11 protein-coding genes and 1 pseudogene are annotated in these 14,765 nt (G+C 59.2%); 4 read left to right on the top strand and 8 right to left on the bottom strand.

Features of this window, described 5'->3' with window-relative positions; all coding sequences use genetic code 11:
* Positions 1-22 precede the first annotated feature (22 nt).
* From HKK55_RS11405 to HKK55_RS11395, 3 genes and pseudogenes are all read right to left on the bottom strand, one after another.
* Positions 23-493 (bottom strand): LEA type 2 family protein, encoded by a 471-nt coding sequence (locus tag HKK55_RS11405; RefSeq protein ID WP_169354772.1) that lies wholly within the window; start codon positions 491-493, stop codon positions 23-25.
* A gap of 8 nt (positions 494-501) precedes the next feature.
* Complete coding sequence (locus HKK55_RS11400; protein WP_169354771.1) at positions 502-1,929, bottom strand: nucleobase:cation symporter-2 family protein; 1,428 nt, start codon at positions 1,927-1,929, stop codon at positions 502-504.
* Between the two features lie 81 nt (positions 1,930-2,010).
* A pseudogene (locus tag HKK55_RS11395) lies at positions 2,011-2,910 on the bottom strand (LysR family transcriptional regulator).
* Between the two features lie 100 nt (positions 2,911-3,010).
* Here HKK55_RS11395 and HKK55_RS11390 point away from each other — a divergent pair.
* The 3 genes from HKK55_RS11390 to HKK55_RS11380 all read left to right on the top strand — a co-directional run bounded on the left by HKK55_RS11390 (position 3,011) and on the right by HKK55_RS11380 (position 6,943).
* Complete coding sequence (locus tag HKK55_RS11390) at positions 3,011-4,102, top strand: polyamine ABC transporter substrate-binding protein (RefSeq protein ID WP_169354770.1); 1,092 nt, start codon at positions 3,011-3,013, stop codon at positions 4,100-4,102.
* Positions 4,103-4,118: 16 nt separating this feature from the next.
* The gene (gene speB, locus HKK55_RS11385; protein WP_169354769.1) at positions 4,119-5,081 is read left to right on the top strand and encodes an agmatinase; all 963 of its coding nucleotides are present in this window, start codon (positions 4,119-4,121) and stop codon (positions 5,079-5,081) included.
* A 236-nt stretch (positions 5,082-5,317) separates the two neighbouring features.
* On the top strand, positions 5,318-6,943 hold the full coding sequence (locus tag HKK55_RS11380) for a methyl-accepting chemotaxis protein (RefSeq protein ID WP_169354768.1): 1,626 nt from the start codon (positions 5,318-5,320) through the stop codon (positions 6,941-6,943).
* Between the two features lie 155 nt (positions 6,944-7,098).
* Here the strand turns inward: HKK55_RS11380 and HKK55_RS11375 are convergent, their stop codons facing one another.
* The 5 genes from HKK55_RS11375 to HKK55_RS11355 all read right to left on the bottom strand — a co-directional run bounded on the left by HKK55_RS11375 (position 7,099) and on the right by HKK55_RS11355 (position 12,462).
* Entirely contained in the window at positions 7,099-8,076 is a 978-nt protein-coding gene (locus tag HKK55_RS11375) for a D-glycerate dehydrogenase (RefSeq protein ID WP_169354767.1), read from the bottom strand.
* Complete coding sequence (locus tag HKK55_RS11370) at positions 8,076-9,380, bottom strand: MFS transporter (protein ID WP_169354766.1); 1,305 nt, start codon at positions 9,378-9,380, stop codon at positions 8,076-8,078. Before HKK55_RS11370 ends, HKK55_RS11375 begins: the two co-directional genes overlap by 1 nt.
* 154 nt (positions 9,381-9,534) lie before the next feature.
* Positions 9,535-10,533: a sugar kinase gene (locus HKK55_RS11365; RefSeq protein WP_169354765.1), complete on the bottom strand. Its 999-nt coding sequence runs from the start codon at positions 10,531-10,533 to the stop codon at positions 9,535-9,537.
* Complete coding sequence (locus HKK55_RS11360) at positions 10,526-11,308, bottom strand: sugar phosphate isomerase/epimerase (RefSeq protein ID WP_169354764.1); 783 nt, start codon at positions 11,306-11,308, stop codon at positions 10,526-10,528. The genes HKK55_RS11365 and HKK55_RS11360 overlap by 8 nt, the downstream gene beginning before the upstream one ends.
* Positions 11,309-11,388: 80 nt before the next feature.
* A complete protein-coding gene (locus tag HKK55_RS11355) occupies positions 11,389-12,462 on the bottom strand; it encodes a LacI family DNA-binding transcriptional regulator (RefSeq protein WP_169354763.1) in 1,074 nt (357 codons plus the stop codon).
* Between the two features lie 234 nt (positions 12,463-12,696).
* Between HKK55_RS11355 and HKK55_RS11350 the strand changes: the two genes are divergently transcribed.
* Positions 12,697-14,670, top strand: a complete 1,974-nt coding sequence (locus tag HKK55_RS11350) for a hypothetical protein (protein ID WP_169354762.1) — start codon at positions 12,697-12,699, stop codon at positions 14,668-14,670.
* Positions 14,671-14,765: the final 95 nt, after the last annotated feature.

Raw genomic sequence — 14,765 nt, 5'->3', positions numbered from 1 at the left:
AGAGTTCTCCATGCTTACATAGCTACCAAGTAGCGGCGGCGTTCGGCAGGTCCAGGGTGCCTCGGTCCACAAAGCGCATGGTCCCGAACAATCCGCCCGCCAGTTTTCCGCGCAAGACGTAGGGCAAGTTGTCCAGACTCTGGGTCTGGCTCAGGCCCAGAGTCTGGCGCAGCACAGAAAACGCGGAAACACTCACGGGCACCATCAGAACGGTCTCGGAAAACCGCGGGATGGATCCCTGCTGATCGCTGACCCCCGACGCCAGTGGCCGGCCATTGACCTCCAGGTCCAGGGCCACGCCGTTGTAGTCAATCGCTGTTTCATTGGGGTTCTGCACTCGCAGCTTCACGGCGAAACGCGCTTCCAGGTCCTGGCTTTGCAGCGGCTCGATGCCCACCACGTTGATGTTCACCGGGTCACGATTGGGGAACAGGGCGCAGGCGCTCAGGGTGAGCAACAGCAGTGAAAGGGTCAGGCCAGCGAGTCTGCGCATAAGGATTCCTATTTCGTGACGTCCGGGTCTTGCATCACCTTGAGGGTGGCCGCTTCCGGATCAAATTCATCTTCTTCCAGTTCTATGAACTCTTCCGGCAGGAAAATGTTCAGCACGATAGCGCAGAACGCACCGACGGTGATCGGTGACTCGAAGATGTTGTGCAGCGCCTTGGGCAGATCACGCAGCACTTCAGGTACCGCCGCGACACCCAGGCCCATCCCAAGGGAAATGGCCACGATCAGTACGTTGCGCCGATGCAGGCCGGCTTCGGCGAGGATCTTGATCCCGGCCACCGCCACGGTACCGAACATGATCAGCGTGGCGCCGCCCAACACAGGCTTGGGCATCAACTGCAACACTGCGCCAATCACCGGGAACAACCCGAGCAACACCAACAGCCCGGCAATGAAGTACGCCACATAACGGCTGGCCACGCCGGTCAACTGGATCACTCCGTTGTTCTGGGCGAATGTCACCATCGGCAAGCTGTTGAAGGTGGCAGCCATCACCGAGTTGAGGCCGTCAGCCAACAGCCCGGATTTGATGCGCTTGATGTACAGCGGGCCTTTGACCGGCTGCTGGGAAATCATCGAGTTGGCAGTCAGATCGCCGGCAGCTTCCAACGGGGAAATCAGGAAGATCACGGCTACCGGGATAAACGCCACCCAGTCGAAAGAAAATCCGTACTTGAACGGCACCGGTACGCTGATCAGCGGTACTTGAGGCAACGCCGCAAGGTCCACGCGGCCCAGCCACCAGGCAACCACGAAGCCCAGGGTCAGGCCGATCACGATTGAGCCCAGGCGCAGGAACGGGTTGTTGAAGCGATTGAGCGCCACGATGGTCAGCAACACCAGCGCTGCGAGCCCCATATTACTGGCCGCACCCAGGTCGCCAGCACCGTAGCCGCCCGCCATGTCGGTGACCGCCACCTTGATCAGCGACAGGCCCATCAGGGTAATGATGGTGCCGGTGACCACCGGCGTAATCAGCATGCGCAACTTGCCAATAAACTGGCTGAGCACCACTTCAATAAAGGCCGCAAAGAAGCAGATGCCGAAAATCGTCGAGAGAATTTCATCGGTGCCGCCGCCCCGGGCCTTGACCATGAAGCCGGCGCTGAGGATCACGCTGATAAACGAAAAACTGGTGCCTTGCAGGCACAACAGCCCCGAACCTATCGGGCCAAAGCGTCGCGCCTGAACAAAGGTGCCCAGCCCGGAGACGAACAGCGCCATGCTCACCAGATACGGCACTTCGCTTTCCAGGCCAAGCACTCCGCCGACAATCAAGGTTGGGGTGATGATGCCGACAAAACTGGCCAGCACATGCTGCAGTGCGGCAAAAATCGCCGCAGTGAAATGCGGGCGATCTTCCAGGCCGTAGATCAGGTCGGATTTATAGCGGGGGCGAGGGGCTTGAGCGTCAGACAAAATACGGGCTCGGGTAGGAAAAAGGAGGCGCAGGATGCCAGAAAGTGGACAGCGCCAGAAGCGCCAGTTGGCATCGGGCGGTCAATTGGCGGCGAACACCGCCAGCAAATCCTCTTCGAACGCTCGTTGTGCATCCCCCGGGGCCTGCGCACGATGGCGAGCCAGATGGAAAGCCACGTCGAAACTCAGGTCGGCCTTGCGCAGCGGTTTGAGCAGGCCTTAGGCTTCAAGGCATTGACCGACGTGATCCGGTAGATAACCGATGTGCTCGCCGGACAGGATAAACGCCAGGGTACCTTCCACCTGTTCCGACCGTGCCGAGCAGCGGCCACCCTGGAAAGGTTCGTCACTGCGCAAAAAGCGGTAGGGATGGTCGACACGGTCGGCATCGCGCAAGGTGTTGTCATCGGGCTCGGCATCCGCAAACAAGGGATGGGTGGCCGCGCAGTACAAATGTTGGGTTTCATTGAACAGCTGCCGGTAGTCAAACGCACCCTGGATCTGTGAGAAATAGCCGATCGCCAAGTCGAGCCGTTGCTGTAACAACCCACGCTCCATTTCCCCAGGCATAGCCGTCACCAATTCAATGCGCACCGATTCGTCCCGCTGACGAAAACGCCGGATGGCCTCGGCCAGTTGCGCAAGCACCGCTGGGGCGAGGGCTTCAGACAGGCCCACGCGCACCTCGCCGATCAACCGGCCGGCGACACCGTTGGAGGCCTGGCGAAATTTCTCGATGGACTCCAACAGGCTGCGGGTTGCGATCAACAGTTGTTCGCCCTTGGCGCTGAGCTTGAAACCGCTTTTGCCCCGGCTGCACACGCGATAGCCCAGACGGGTTTCCAGCTTGGCCATTTGCTGGCTGATGCTCGATTGGCTCAGGCCCATTTCCCCTTGGGCGGCGCTGAATCCACCGCATTCCACCACGCTGACAAACAAGCGCAACAGGTTCAGATCCACATCGTGCAGTTGGCCAAGCATCAAACATTACTCCGAGCGAAAGTCAGATTAACAAACTTGATATTTTTCCAATGTATGCCATCCGCCATGCTGCAGTCACTCATCCTTTCAGGTGCCGGTCATGCAATGGATTCGTACAGTGTGCTGTTCTGCTTTGGTGACGGCATTGGCGCTGCCTGCGCTGGCCGAAGACAAGGTGCTGAACCTCTACAGTTGGGCCGATTACGTCGCGCCTGAAGCCTTGCAACGGTTTGAGCAGGAAACCGGGATTCACGTGCGCTACGACACATTCGACACCTCGGAAGTACTTGAGACCAAGCTGTTGACGGGGGGCAGCGGCTACGACGTGGTGGTGCCGTCCGCCAGTGTGTTGGCCCGGGGTTTGGCAGCCGGGGCGCTACAGGAAATCGACCATGACCGCCTCAAGGGATACGCTAACCTCGATCCCGATTTGCTGAAAAAACTCGCGGCTGTGGACCCGGGCAATCGCTACGGCGTGCCTTATACCTGGGGCACGCTGGGGTTGGGGTTGAATGTCGAAGCGGTGCGCCAACGCTTGCCGGATGCGCCTCTCGACAGCCTGGATCTGCTGTTCAAGCCCGAATACGCCGGCAGGCTCAAGGATTGCGGTATCGCGATTCTCGACTCGCCGCAGGAGGTCATCGGCCTGGCCCTGCACTATTTGGGCAAGGATCCCTACAGTGTCGACAAGGCCGATCTGGCGGCAGCCGAAGCCTTGTTGCATCAACTGCAACCGTCGGTGCTGTACGTGGCCAGCGGTCGCCAAATCAATGACCTGGCCAACGGCAGTGTGTGCCTGGCGCTGGCCTATAACGGCGACGCCAGCATGGCGGCCGAACAAGCACGCAAGGCGAATAAATCCTACCAAGTGGCCTACCGCATTCCCCGGGAAGGCACAGTGATCTGGCAAGACAACCTGGCCATTCCCAAGGACGCACCGCACCCCCAAGCGGCCTTGGCCTTCATTGAGTTCATGCTGCGGCCCGAGTCCGTGGCGGCGTTGACCAACACGCTGTTCTTCGCCTCGGCCAACCAGGCCGCCACGCTGCTGGTGGACGCAGCCGTGCGCAACGACCCCAATATTTACCCAACGCCCGAGGTGCGCGCCCGGTTGTACGCCGACCGCAGCATGACGCTTAAGGACATGCGTCAGCGTACCCGCCTGTGGACCACTTTCCGTAGCCGCCAATAAGAAGGAAGCAATCACCGTGGACAGTGTCGACCTGAATGATCAAGCCATCACGCGGGACAGCCTTTACGGCACCGCCGCTGAAAGCACCTACGCCGGTATCACCAGCTTCATGCGTCGCCGCTACAGTCGCGACTTGCGTGGTGTGGATGTGGTGGTCAGCGGCGTGCCGTTTGATACCGCCACCAGTAATCGCCCGGGCGCGCGCTTTGGGCCCCGGGGCATTCGTGCCGCCTCCACCGGGATTGCCTGGGAGCGCCACTGGCCCTGGGCGTTTGACCCGTTTGATCACTTGGCCGTGATCGATTTTGGAGACTGTGATTTCGACTCAGGTCGACCGCAGAGCGTGCCCGATAGCATTGAAGCCCATGCCGAGCGGATTCTCGACGCAGGCTGCGCCATGCTCACCTTCGGTGGCGATCACTTCATCAGTTACCCGCTGCTTAAGGCTCATGCCCGTCGCCATGGCCCGTTGTCGTTGATCCACTTCGATGCCCACAGCGACACTTGGCCCGACGAGGACGGCAAGCGCATCGATCACGGCACCATGTTCTGGCATGCCGCCAAGGAAGGGTTGGTGGACCCGAGCCGTTCGGTGCAAGTCGGCTTACGTACCACCAACGACGACCCACAGGGTTTCGAGGTGCTGGATGCGCGTCAGGTCCACCGGCAAGGTTGCGAGGCCATTGTCGAGGCGATCCGGGCCCGGGTTGGTGATCATCCGGTGTACCTGACCTTTGACATTGACTGTCTGGATCCGGCGTTTGCGCCAGGCACCGGTACCCCGGTATGCGGCGGTTTGAGTACCGTGCAAGCACTGGAAATCCTCGGCGGTTTGCGGGGTATCAACTTGGTGGGCATGGACGTGGTGGAAGTGGCGCCGGCCTATGACAGTGCCGAAATCACCTCTCTGGCCGCCGCGACGCTGGCCATGGAAATGCTCTGCCTGTATGCGGCGCGGCATAAGGTGGATCGCAACTGACGCTTACCGTTGCAGGCGACAGGTCGCTTGCAACGGTTTTCCGATCCGGGCGTTGTACATATTCAGAAATATATTTCTCTTTTTCCCGCAGAAAAACCTAAACCCTGCCGATATCAGTAATAGGCCCACACACTAACGATAACAGTGGCGCCGAACGGTCGGTTCAGGCGCGTTGACGCTCACCGGCCGTGTCGCTGCAAGGATGCTCGCAGCCACTACCCTCTGAGAGTCCCTCTATGTCCCTGCGTAATCTGAATATTGCACCTCGGGCTTTTCTCGGTTTTGCGTTCATTGCGTTGCTGGTGATTGTCCTGGGGGTATTTGCGGCCAACCGCATGGCGGTTATCCATCAGGCCACGACCGAGATGGAAACCAACCAGTTGCCCAGTGTCGGCTTCCTGGGCGTGATGACCGAAAACGTGCTGCGCTTGCGGATCCTGTCGTTTCGGGTTTTGGTCAACCGTGACCCGGCGGCCCTGCAAGAGGCCAAGACACGCATCGATGTGCTGGTGGACAAGGTGCGCAAAGCCCAGGCCAGCTATGCGGCACTGCCTGCTGGAGGTGAGGAGGCGGCGCTGTACAAGAGTTTCGCCAGCACCCTTGATAGTTATCTGGCTGCCCAGGCGGAGATGATCGAACTGTCGCGCCAGAATAAAGTCGATGAGATGCTCAAACTGATCAACTCACGAATCAAGGACGGTACCGATTTGATGGGCGAGCAATTGAACAAGTTGATCGCCATCAATGGTGCCGATGCCAAGCAAGCGGCCATTGAAGCAAGTGACAGCTATCAGGGGGCTATTTCCGGAATCATTGCGGTTGCGGTAATAGCAGCCTTCATGACGGTGTTGCTGGCCTGGCTGTTGACCCGCAGCATCGTCACGCCGTTGCGCAAAGCGGTGGAGGTCGCTGAGACTATCGCCGGGGGCAATCTGACCCAGGTCATCGCAGACGAGGGCAAGGATGAACCGGCCCGTTTGCTGGGCGCCTTGGCGGCCATGCAGGCCAACCTGCGCCAGACTATCCAGCACATTGCCGGCGCTGCCACGCAACTGGCTTCTGCGGCAGAAGAACTCAGTGCTGTCACCGAAGAGTCCTCCCGAGGCTTGCAGCAACAGAACAACGAAATCGAACAAGCGGCCACCGCAGTCAATGAGATGACCGCAGCCGTGGAAGAGGTGGCGCGCAACGCGGTGTCGACGTCAGAAGCCTCGGCCCAGTCGAACCAGGCCGCGCGGGAAGGGCGCGACCGGGTTGTGGAAACCGTGGACGCCATTCAGACCATGACCCGGGATGTGCAAAGCACCTCGGTGCTGATCGAAGGCCTGGCTGCCCAGGGGCGTGATATTGGCAAGGTATTGGACGTGATCCGCGCGATTGCCGAGCAGACCAATCTGCTGGCGCTTAACGCCGCGATTGAAGCCGCACGGGCGGGTGAAGCCGGGCGTGGTTTTGCTGTGGTGGCTGACGAAGTCCGGGCGCTGGCTCATCGCACCCAGCAGTCGACCCAGGAAATCGAAAAAATGGTCGCCGGCATCCAGAACGGGACGGGTGAAGCGGTGCACTCGATGCAACAAAGCAACCAGCGCACCCAAAGCACCCTGGAAATGGCCCGCGCTGCCGGCGTAGCGCTGGAGCAAATCACCGAGTCCATCAGCCTGATCAACGAACGTAACCTGGTGATAGCCAGCGCTTCGGAGGAACAGGCGCAGGTTTCCCGCGAGGTGGACCGCAACCTGGTGAATATCCGTGACCTGGCGACGCAGTCCGCTACCGGGGCGAATCAGACCAGCGTGGCCAGTCATGAGTTGTCCAGACTGGCGGTGGATTTGAATGGGATGGTGGCGCGGTTTGTGATCTGAAAAAGGTCACTGTCGGGGGGCTGTGTCGATCACCTGTAGCCGCTGGCGCAGCCTGCGATCGGCTGCGCAGCAGTCGCCAAGGTCCTGAAACCGACGAAGGTCCTTCGGCCCTTATCGCAGCCTCGTGCCTCGGCAGCGGCTAAGGGTCAAAGCATTCAGTGTTTCCAGGCTTTGGGATTCACCAGATTCTTCGGCCGTTCCCCCGCCAGCGCCTCCAGCAGATTGTCCACCGCACAACGCGCCATCGCCTCACGGGTTTCATGGGTGGCGGAACCGATATGCGGAGTGGCGACCACGTTGGTCAGGCTCAGCAACGGTGAGTCGTGGTTCAACGGCTCGCGCTCGAACACATCCAATCCTGCCGCCCGAATGGTGCGCTGCTGCAGGGCATCGATCAGTGCCGCTTCGTCCACTACCTTGCCTCGGGAAATGTTGATAAAGATCGTCTCCGGGCCCATTTGTGCGAACTCTTTGGCGCCGATCAGGCCTTGAGTTTCGACGGTCAATGGCAAGGTCAGGCAAACGAAATCGGCTTGTTTGAGCAAGTCCGGCAGGCTGCGGTATTCGGCGCCAAACCGTTGTTCCACCGCAGGCTTTGGCGAGTGGCTGTGGTAGATGACCGGCATGCCAAACCCAAAGTGCCCGCGCTGGGCCAGGGCTTCACCGATACGGCCCATGCCGATAATGCCCAGGGTCTTGCCATGCACGTCGCTGCCAAAGTGCAGCGGGCCGATGTTCTGGTTCCAGTTGCCGGCGCGTACCATATTTGCCAGCTCTACCACTCGGCGAGCGGTGGCCAGGATCAGTGCGAAACCGGTGTCGGCGGTGGTTTCGGTCAGCACATCCGGGGTATTGCTGAGGAGGATCCCGCGTTGGGTCAGGTAGTCGATGTCGTAGTTATCGACACCTACCGAGACACTGGCCACCGCTTCCAACTGCGGCGCCCGGTCCAGCAGCTTCGCGTCCAGACGCAGGCTGGCGCCCAATAGCCCTTGCGCTGTAGGCAGAGCATCGCGCAACTGCGCCAGGCCGCCGGCGTCGAGGCTTTCGATCAGCGTGACGTCGGCCGCTTCCTGTAAGCGGCCCATCAGCGGCGCAGAGAGTTTTTTGTACAGCACGATATGCTTTTTCATCAGGTTCTTACCTTCAATTCAAGGGGGCGCAAAGGGGCTGGCCGAGGCTGTTCCCGGTCACTGGCGCCGGGCTTGAGAAAAATCGTCAACACCACCGACACCAACAGTGCGCCGCTCATCAGCAAATAGGACGCACCGGGGGAACCGGTGGTGCTATTGAGGTAACCCACCAGGTACGAGCCGCCGAAGGAGCCCAGCGCGCCCATGCTGTTGATCAGAGCCATGGCGCCACCGGCGACGTTGGCCGGGAGGATTTCCGGGACAATCGCGAAAAATGGCCCGTAGGGTGCGTACATGCAGGCGCCGGCGATCACCAACAACGAGTACGACCACCAGAAATGCTCGGCGCCCAAGGCATAGGAGCCGTAGAAGGCCACCGAGGCAATCAGCAGCGGCGGCCAGACAAAACGTTTACGTTTTTGCAGCTTGTCCGAGCCCCAGGACACCGCCAGCATGGCGATCACCGCAGCCAGGTAAGGTAGCGCCGACAGCCAGCCGGCCTCGACCATGTCCATTTGCAAGCCGGCCTTGAGGATCGACGGCAGCCACAGCACAAAGCCATACACCCCAATGCTCCAGCAGAAGAATTGCAGCGCCAGGATGATCACCTTGGGCGAGCGGAAGGCTTCGGCGTAGTTTTTTACCGCCTTGATGCCCACCTGTTCGGCCGCCAGGGCGCTTTCCAGGTCTTGCTTGTGCTGCGCGCTCAGCCACTTGGCATCGGCCGGACGCTCATCAGCCAGGCGCCACCAGATAAACGCCCAGATCACCGCAGGCAGGCCTTCGACGATAAACATCCAGCGCCAACTGAAATGCTGCACCAGGTAACCCGAGACCACGGACATCCAGAGCATGGTCACCGGGTTGCCGAGAATCAGGAAGGTATTGGCCCGGGAGCGTTCGGCGCGGGTGAACCAGTGGCACAGGTACACCAGCATCGCCGGCATCACGGCGGCTTCCACTACGCCGAGCATGAAGCGGATGCCGATCAGCATGTAGGCGTTGGAGACGATCCCGGTCAAGGTGGCCAGGCCGCCCCAGAGGATCAGGCTGACAAAAATCAGCTTCTTCACGCTGCGTTTCTGCGCGTAGATCGCGCCTGGCACCTGGAAGAAAAAGTAACCGAGAAAGAACAGTGCACCGAGCAGTGATGACATGCCTGGTGTGATCATCAGGTCTTCGGCCATGCCTGAGGCGGCGGCGAAGCCATAGTTGGCACGGTCAAGGTACGCCAGGCTGTAAGTAATAAAAACGATCGGCATGATGTACCACCAACGACGGGTGGCGAGTTTCAGCGTTTCCATGGGTGTGCTCCTGAGCTTGTTGTAGTTGTGGCAACAGGTGTGGCGAGCGGGCTTACTGTGACGAGCGGGCTTGTTGTGGCGAGCGGGCTTGCCCGCGTTGGGCTGCGTAGCAGCCCTGGAAACCCGCACTGAGTTCCTTTTGAAAGAGTCGAGTTCAGCTTCTCAGGGCTGCTGCGCAGCCCAACGCGGGCAAGCCCGCTCGCCACAAAGAGGCGTCCGTGCCGACAGAGGGCAGATCGGTCCGGGACGGCAGGCCTTCCATGTCGCCACGACTCTGCACCGCGCGGCTGCCAATCCAGTTGCCGCGCTGTACGGCTTGGGCAAAGCTTAAGTTTTCCAGCAGGGCGCTGATCATGCCCACTGCAAAACCATCGCCGGCGCCGACGGTGTCCACCACTTGGGTGACGGGCACGGCGTCGACAAAGCCTTGGTCCAACTGCGTGCGGTAGTACGCACCATGCGGGCCGAGCTTGATCGCTACCGCTTCGACACCCTGGTCCAGGTAAAACGCGGCAATGTCGGCCGGGTCTTCGAAGCCGGTCAGCAACCGGCCTTCGCTCAGGCCCGGCAACACCCAATCCGCCAGGCAGGCGAGGGCGTTGATTTCACTGATCATGCGCTGTTCATTGGCCCACAGGGCCGGACGCAGGTTGGGGTCGAACGACACGCTGCGGCCAGCTTCACGCATTTGCACCATCAATTGCCGGGACAGGTCACGGGTGGCATCGGACAGCGCCGGAGGAATGCCGGTGGCGTGCAAATGGCGAGCCTGTAACACCTCGGGGCGGATGGCCGCAACAGACAAATGACTGGCCGCCGAACCGCGACGAAAGTATTCGACTTGCGGATCGGCGCCGGCATCTTCCCGGGACTTGAGTTGAAAGCCTGTGGGGTGCAGCGGATCAACCGCCACCAGGCTGCAATCCAGGCCTTCGTTGCGCAAGGTATCCAACACGAAGCGCCCTAGAGAGTCATCACCGACCCGACTGAGCCAGGAAACGTTGAAACCCAGGCGCGAGAGGCCAATCGCAACGTTGCTGTCGGCCCCGGCGATGCGCTTGTGAAACTGGCCAACGCTGGCCAAGTCACCGGTTTGCTCGGCGACAAACATCGCCATGGTTTCGCCAAACGACAGAATATCGATCTCAGACATGAGCGTTCTCCACGCGAGGCTGGCCAAGGAGGGCGAGGGCGGTAACCTGCAAGGCGGTGACCTGGACGAGGTTTTCGCCTTGCAGCGGAAATTCCACGGCCCGTGTAATACCTTGAGTCATGTGCCGCAGCAGTTGTTCCCACAGATGTAAATCAGCGGCGCCCGGCGGCAGTGCCACTAGCTTGCCGTCTGCGCGACGAGCCACCGCCTTGCAGTGCAGGTAGTCGACGTGTCGGCCCAACAGGCGCGCAGCGGTGCTGGCGGACTGGTCTTGCCATTGCCAATTGCCGATATCGAACGTCATTTTCACGGGGACCTGCAGCCTCTCAGCCTCATTGAAGAAGCGCTGCATCGGCTCGATACGACCGCCGTGCAAGGTCTGGTCGTTTTCCACCAGCAGGCGTACCGGGTGGCGGTTGAGTAGTGCACTCAGGCTTTGCAGGTCGTTGGTGTCGGTGAAGTAACCGAGGGAGACTTTCAGCCAGCGGGCACCAAAGGCTTGGGCGCGGTCGAGGGCCGAGGCCAGCTCGGCATTGGGCTGCGCGCGTCCGGCGACCCACAGTTCCAGTGGTGAGGAAAACACGCATTCCAGACCATGGTCTGCCGCCGCTTGCGCCAGCTCTGCGGGATTTTCGGTGGTCAGTAATTCTTCACGCCATTCGATGCGCTGGGCGCCGGCTGCTGCCAGCACCTCGACAAAACTCAACTGGCCACGTTGGTGGACAAGCTCGGCCCCGTAGCTGGAGAGGCTGATGGAGACGGGGTATTTGTGCATTGTTATTTACCTCTGAAACCGGTTTCATTTTTTAGTGAAGATTAAATGTGGGAGTCGGGCTTGCCCGCGATGGCGACCTGTCAGTCAATATTTCTGTTCGCTGACACACCGCCATCGCGGGCAAGCCCGGTTCCCACAAGGGATTGTGTCGACCCGCGGATAATCAGTTGGGGCAGAAAATCCAGGGTTCGCGTGGGTTCGGTATCGCCACGCAAACGCTTGAGCAGGCACTCGAAAGCCTGGGTTCCAATGGCTTCGGTCGGCTGGGCGAGGGCAGTGATACCGCTGCCAACCAGCGGGTACCAATCCAGGTCATCCAGGGCAATCAAACCTATGTCCTCGAACAGTGTGCAGCCCAAGTCGCGCAACGCTTTGGTGCACGCCAGCGCTGCGATACCGTTAGCGCAGAACAAGGCTTTTGGACCGTTGTGAGTCGTTGCCAGGAAGGCATGCAGATGCGTGTTCAATGCGTCGTCGATTTCCAGCACCGTGCCGGTCAGGTTTGAACGCCGGGCAATTTCGGCTTTGAAACTCTCCATCCGCTCTACCCGCGAGCTGGTGCCATCGGGCGGTTCGCTGACCAGCAACAGATCCCGATAGCCCTGGTATTCAAGGTGGTCGATGGCCATGCGCACTGCCGCCGGGTTATCCAGGCCGACCAGGTCGCTGTGCAGCGGCTCGACCTTGCGGTCCACCAGCACCAGGGGCATTTCCCTTTTTAACTCAACAAGCTGATCAAGGTGGTGGCCGAGTGTGTTCACAATCAGGCCTTCGATGTTGTACGCACGCAAGGCCGCCAGGTGCAGACGCTCTTGCTCGTCATCGCGGTCGGTATTGCACACCACCAGGCTGTAGCCGTGCTTGCGGCAGGCGGTTTCCACGCCGTGCATCACGGCAATCGAATAGGGGTTGCGGATATCGGCCACCAGCATGCCGATCAGGCGGGTGCGGCCGCGTTTCAAGCCGCGGGCCATCTGATTGGGGCGGTAGCCGAGTTCATCAATGGCCTGTTCAATGCGCAGGGCAATGGCATCGGAAAGCAGAGCGCGATCGTCACCGATAAAGCGCGACACGCTGGCTTTGGAAACCCCGGCGCGCTCGGCCACGTCAAGCATGGTCACACGGCTGCGCTGGGCGGCGGAAAAAGAGGTCACGGTGGTGGGCCTTTCTTATTGGACTATCAGACTGCACCCATCAATCAGGCGCTGAAACCGGTTTCAGAAAACACCAGGCAGGGCGTTTCGTCAAGAACATATCGATGAGTGCATCCGTAGGTTGATCGGTCGTTAACCGACGAACGGATAGGACTACCTGTTAGTTCTGACAGTATCCGCAGCAGAAAATTGAGCGCTTAATTCTTTCCAGGCTCGCCTAAGGAAAGAATTCAAATGTCCAGTCCAGATACGATTGCGCCGCTGACTTCTATGCTGTCTCGTGTTGGGGGTAAGATCATCATGTTGCCCGGGTTTGACGAGATTGTGGGCGTTGACCCCGATGACCCTGAGGGATTGATACCTCTCTCCGTGTCATTGCAACCTTTGGAGTGCCGTATCCCCCAATGGGTACCAGGCCCGACACCCGGCAGGACCCATACCCTCAAACTGTGGTGGCGGATACAGGGCGTAGAGGTCCAGGCTGATTCGCATTCCTTTACAGGCCCGTTGAACCCGATCGATTTTCCCTATTCGCTCTACGTGCCCATGGACTACATGAGGGAAATCGATGCAGTCGTAGAAGTGTTTTATACGGTGGCGGATGAGGGGGGGACTGAGACACCGTCAGATCGCAGGACATTGACTGTAGATAACAACCCACCGAGGTTTCAGAGTCCGGATGATAAGGCCCGTTTTGTCGACCCCGCTATCGAAGCGTCGGGCATCACGGAAGCGGTGTTGGCAGCCAATCCATTTATTGACGTACAGCTTGCGGCCTATATCGGTCGTGCCGGCCGCGATCTGGTTGGCTACTACCTGAGCAACAACACGCCGCCTTTTCCCCCCTCGCAGACAGATATTCAAGAGTTTGTTCTTCCCGGTGAACCCTTGATTCTGCGGATTCCCGCTGAGTATTTCCGTGTCCTGTCAAATGGCACGGCCTACTTGCATTACCGTTTGTATGATCGCGCGGGGAACTTCTCGGTACTTAGTGCGCCAATGGATTACAGCGTTAATCTGGTCTCTTCTCCGGGTGTATTGCCCCCCCCTGAGATTCGTCCTCCTGCCTATATCGATTTTTTGATCAAGCGTGACGATGCGCGGGCAGCTGTTGCGGCGGTGATTCCGTCCCTGTATGACGGCTACGCTCCGGGAGATGAGGTGGTGATGATATGGGACGGCCGTGCGGTACTGCCGCCGCAGCCCATTACCCACTTTCCGTTCCCGGTAGAAATCCCCTGGAATATTTTGCGTGGTACCGGTCCGTTGGCGCGTATGGAAGTGCCTGTGCGGTATGAAATTCATCGTGCAGGGCGCCCACCATTTCCCTCTCTGGTCAATTTTTTCTGGGTCGACTTCACCATTGCCGGACAGGATCATACCAATGCCCCGGCACTGTTAAACCTGACTCTGGCCGTGGTGGACGTTTTCGGCAAAGGGTCCGGCTTGCACAATGAACTCGACTTCCGGGACCGGGATGTGGGGGCTGAAGTGTGGGGACGTCTGTATGTGGACCCACAGCCTGGAGAGCGGCTTGAGCTCTATTGGAATGGTGTTGGGCCGGTGGCTCATTATGTTGTTCAGCCCGGTGATGTTTTTAATCAGCCATTCCAGTTCAGTGATGTGCCAGGTACCGTTATCGTAGACGGAGGTAACTTGCCGAATCTGCCGGTGTTTTATACCACCAGCAACGGCGTAAATGAGCAGTACTCACCGGACACTCCGGTTAATGTTCATGTTGCACCACTGATCAAGTTTGATGCGCCATTGATACAACACACGTTGCTGGGGCCAGGACGATATATTACTTGTGAATCCAAACCGTCTATATGCCATGGTGTGTATTGGTTTATACGTGACGATGCAGGTTTTCAGCCGGGCGATGAAGTTGAGTTTTTTTGGCAAGGCTACTTGAGCAATGCTTGGGAGAACCCGATCGACGGAACAGACTTCAGCACGACCGTTGATTATGTAACGGGGGGCCTGGCTGTACGTGTCTGGCCATGGGACACAAAAATCGAACCCATGCGTAATTTTGCTTCGGCAACGGCCAAGTTCTTTGTCCGACGTAGTGGCGGGCTGATCGGGGAGTCAGGTATTGGACGGGTCAGAATCGACCGTGTGTCTCCCGGCAGTGGGAAAATTTGCCAGCCTGGAGATACCGGATTCTGTGATGACTTACAGGATGATTGTAATCGGGAACTTTAAGCCTGAGTTTTGTCGCCAATAAAAAGCTACTGCATTTGTTTTGAACTCTACATGTCCGCGTTCTAGTGAGTATTCCGGTATCTGTTTTTTGTTGT

It is taken from the genome of Pseudomonas sp. ADAK18, from assembly GCF_012935695.1.
Taxonomy (GTDB): Bacteria; Pseudomonadota; Gammaproteobacteria; order Pseudomonadales; family Pseudomonadaceae; genus Aquipseudomonas.
This window is presented reverse-complemented; position numbering and strand designations above follow the sequence as displayed.

Coding starts and splice junctions, on each gene's coding strand:
- HKK55_RS11405 (WP_169354772.1), bottom strand. CDS start 493: ATGCGCAGACTCGCTGGCCTGACCCTTTCACTGCTGTTGCTCACCCTG.
- HKK55_RS11390 (WP_169354770.1), top strand. CDS start 3,011: ATGCAATGGATTCGTACAGTGTGCTGTTCTGCTTTGGTGACGGCATTG.
- HKK55_RS11380 (WP_169354768.1), top strand. CDS start 5,318: ATGTCCCTGCGTAATCTGAATATTGCACCTCGGGCTTTTCTCGGTTTT.
- HKK55_RS11375 (WP_169354767.1), bottom strand. CDS start 8,076: ATGAAAAAGCATATCGTGCTGTACAAAAAACTCTCTGCGCCGCTGATG.
- HKK55_RS11370 (WP_169354766.1), bottom strand. CDS start 9,380: ATGGAAACGCTGAAACTCGCCACCCGTCGTTGGTGGTACATCATGCCG.
- HKK55_RS11365 (WP_169354765.1), bottom strand. CDS start 10,533: ATGTCTGAGATCGATATTCTGTCGTTTGGCGAAACCATGGCGATGTTT.
- HKK55_RS11360 (WP_169354764.1), bottom strand. CDS start 11,308: ATGCACAAATACCCCGTCTCCATCAGCCTCTCCAGCTACGGGGCCGAG.
- HKK55_RS11350 (WP_169354762.1), top strand. CDS start 12,697: ATGTCCAGTCCAGATACGATTGCGCCGCTGACTTCTATGCTGTCTCGT.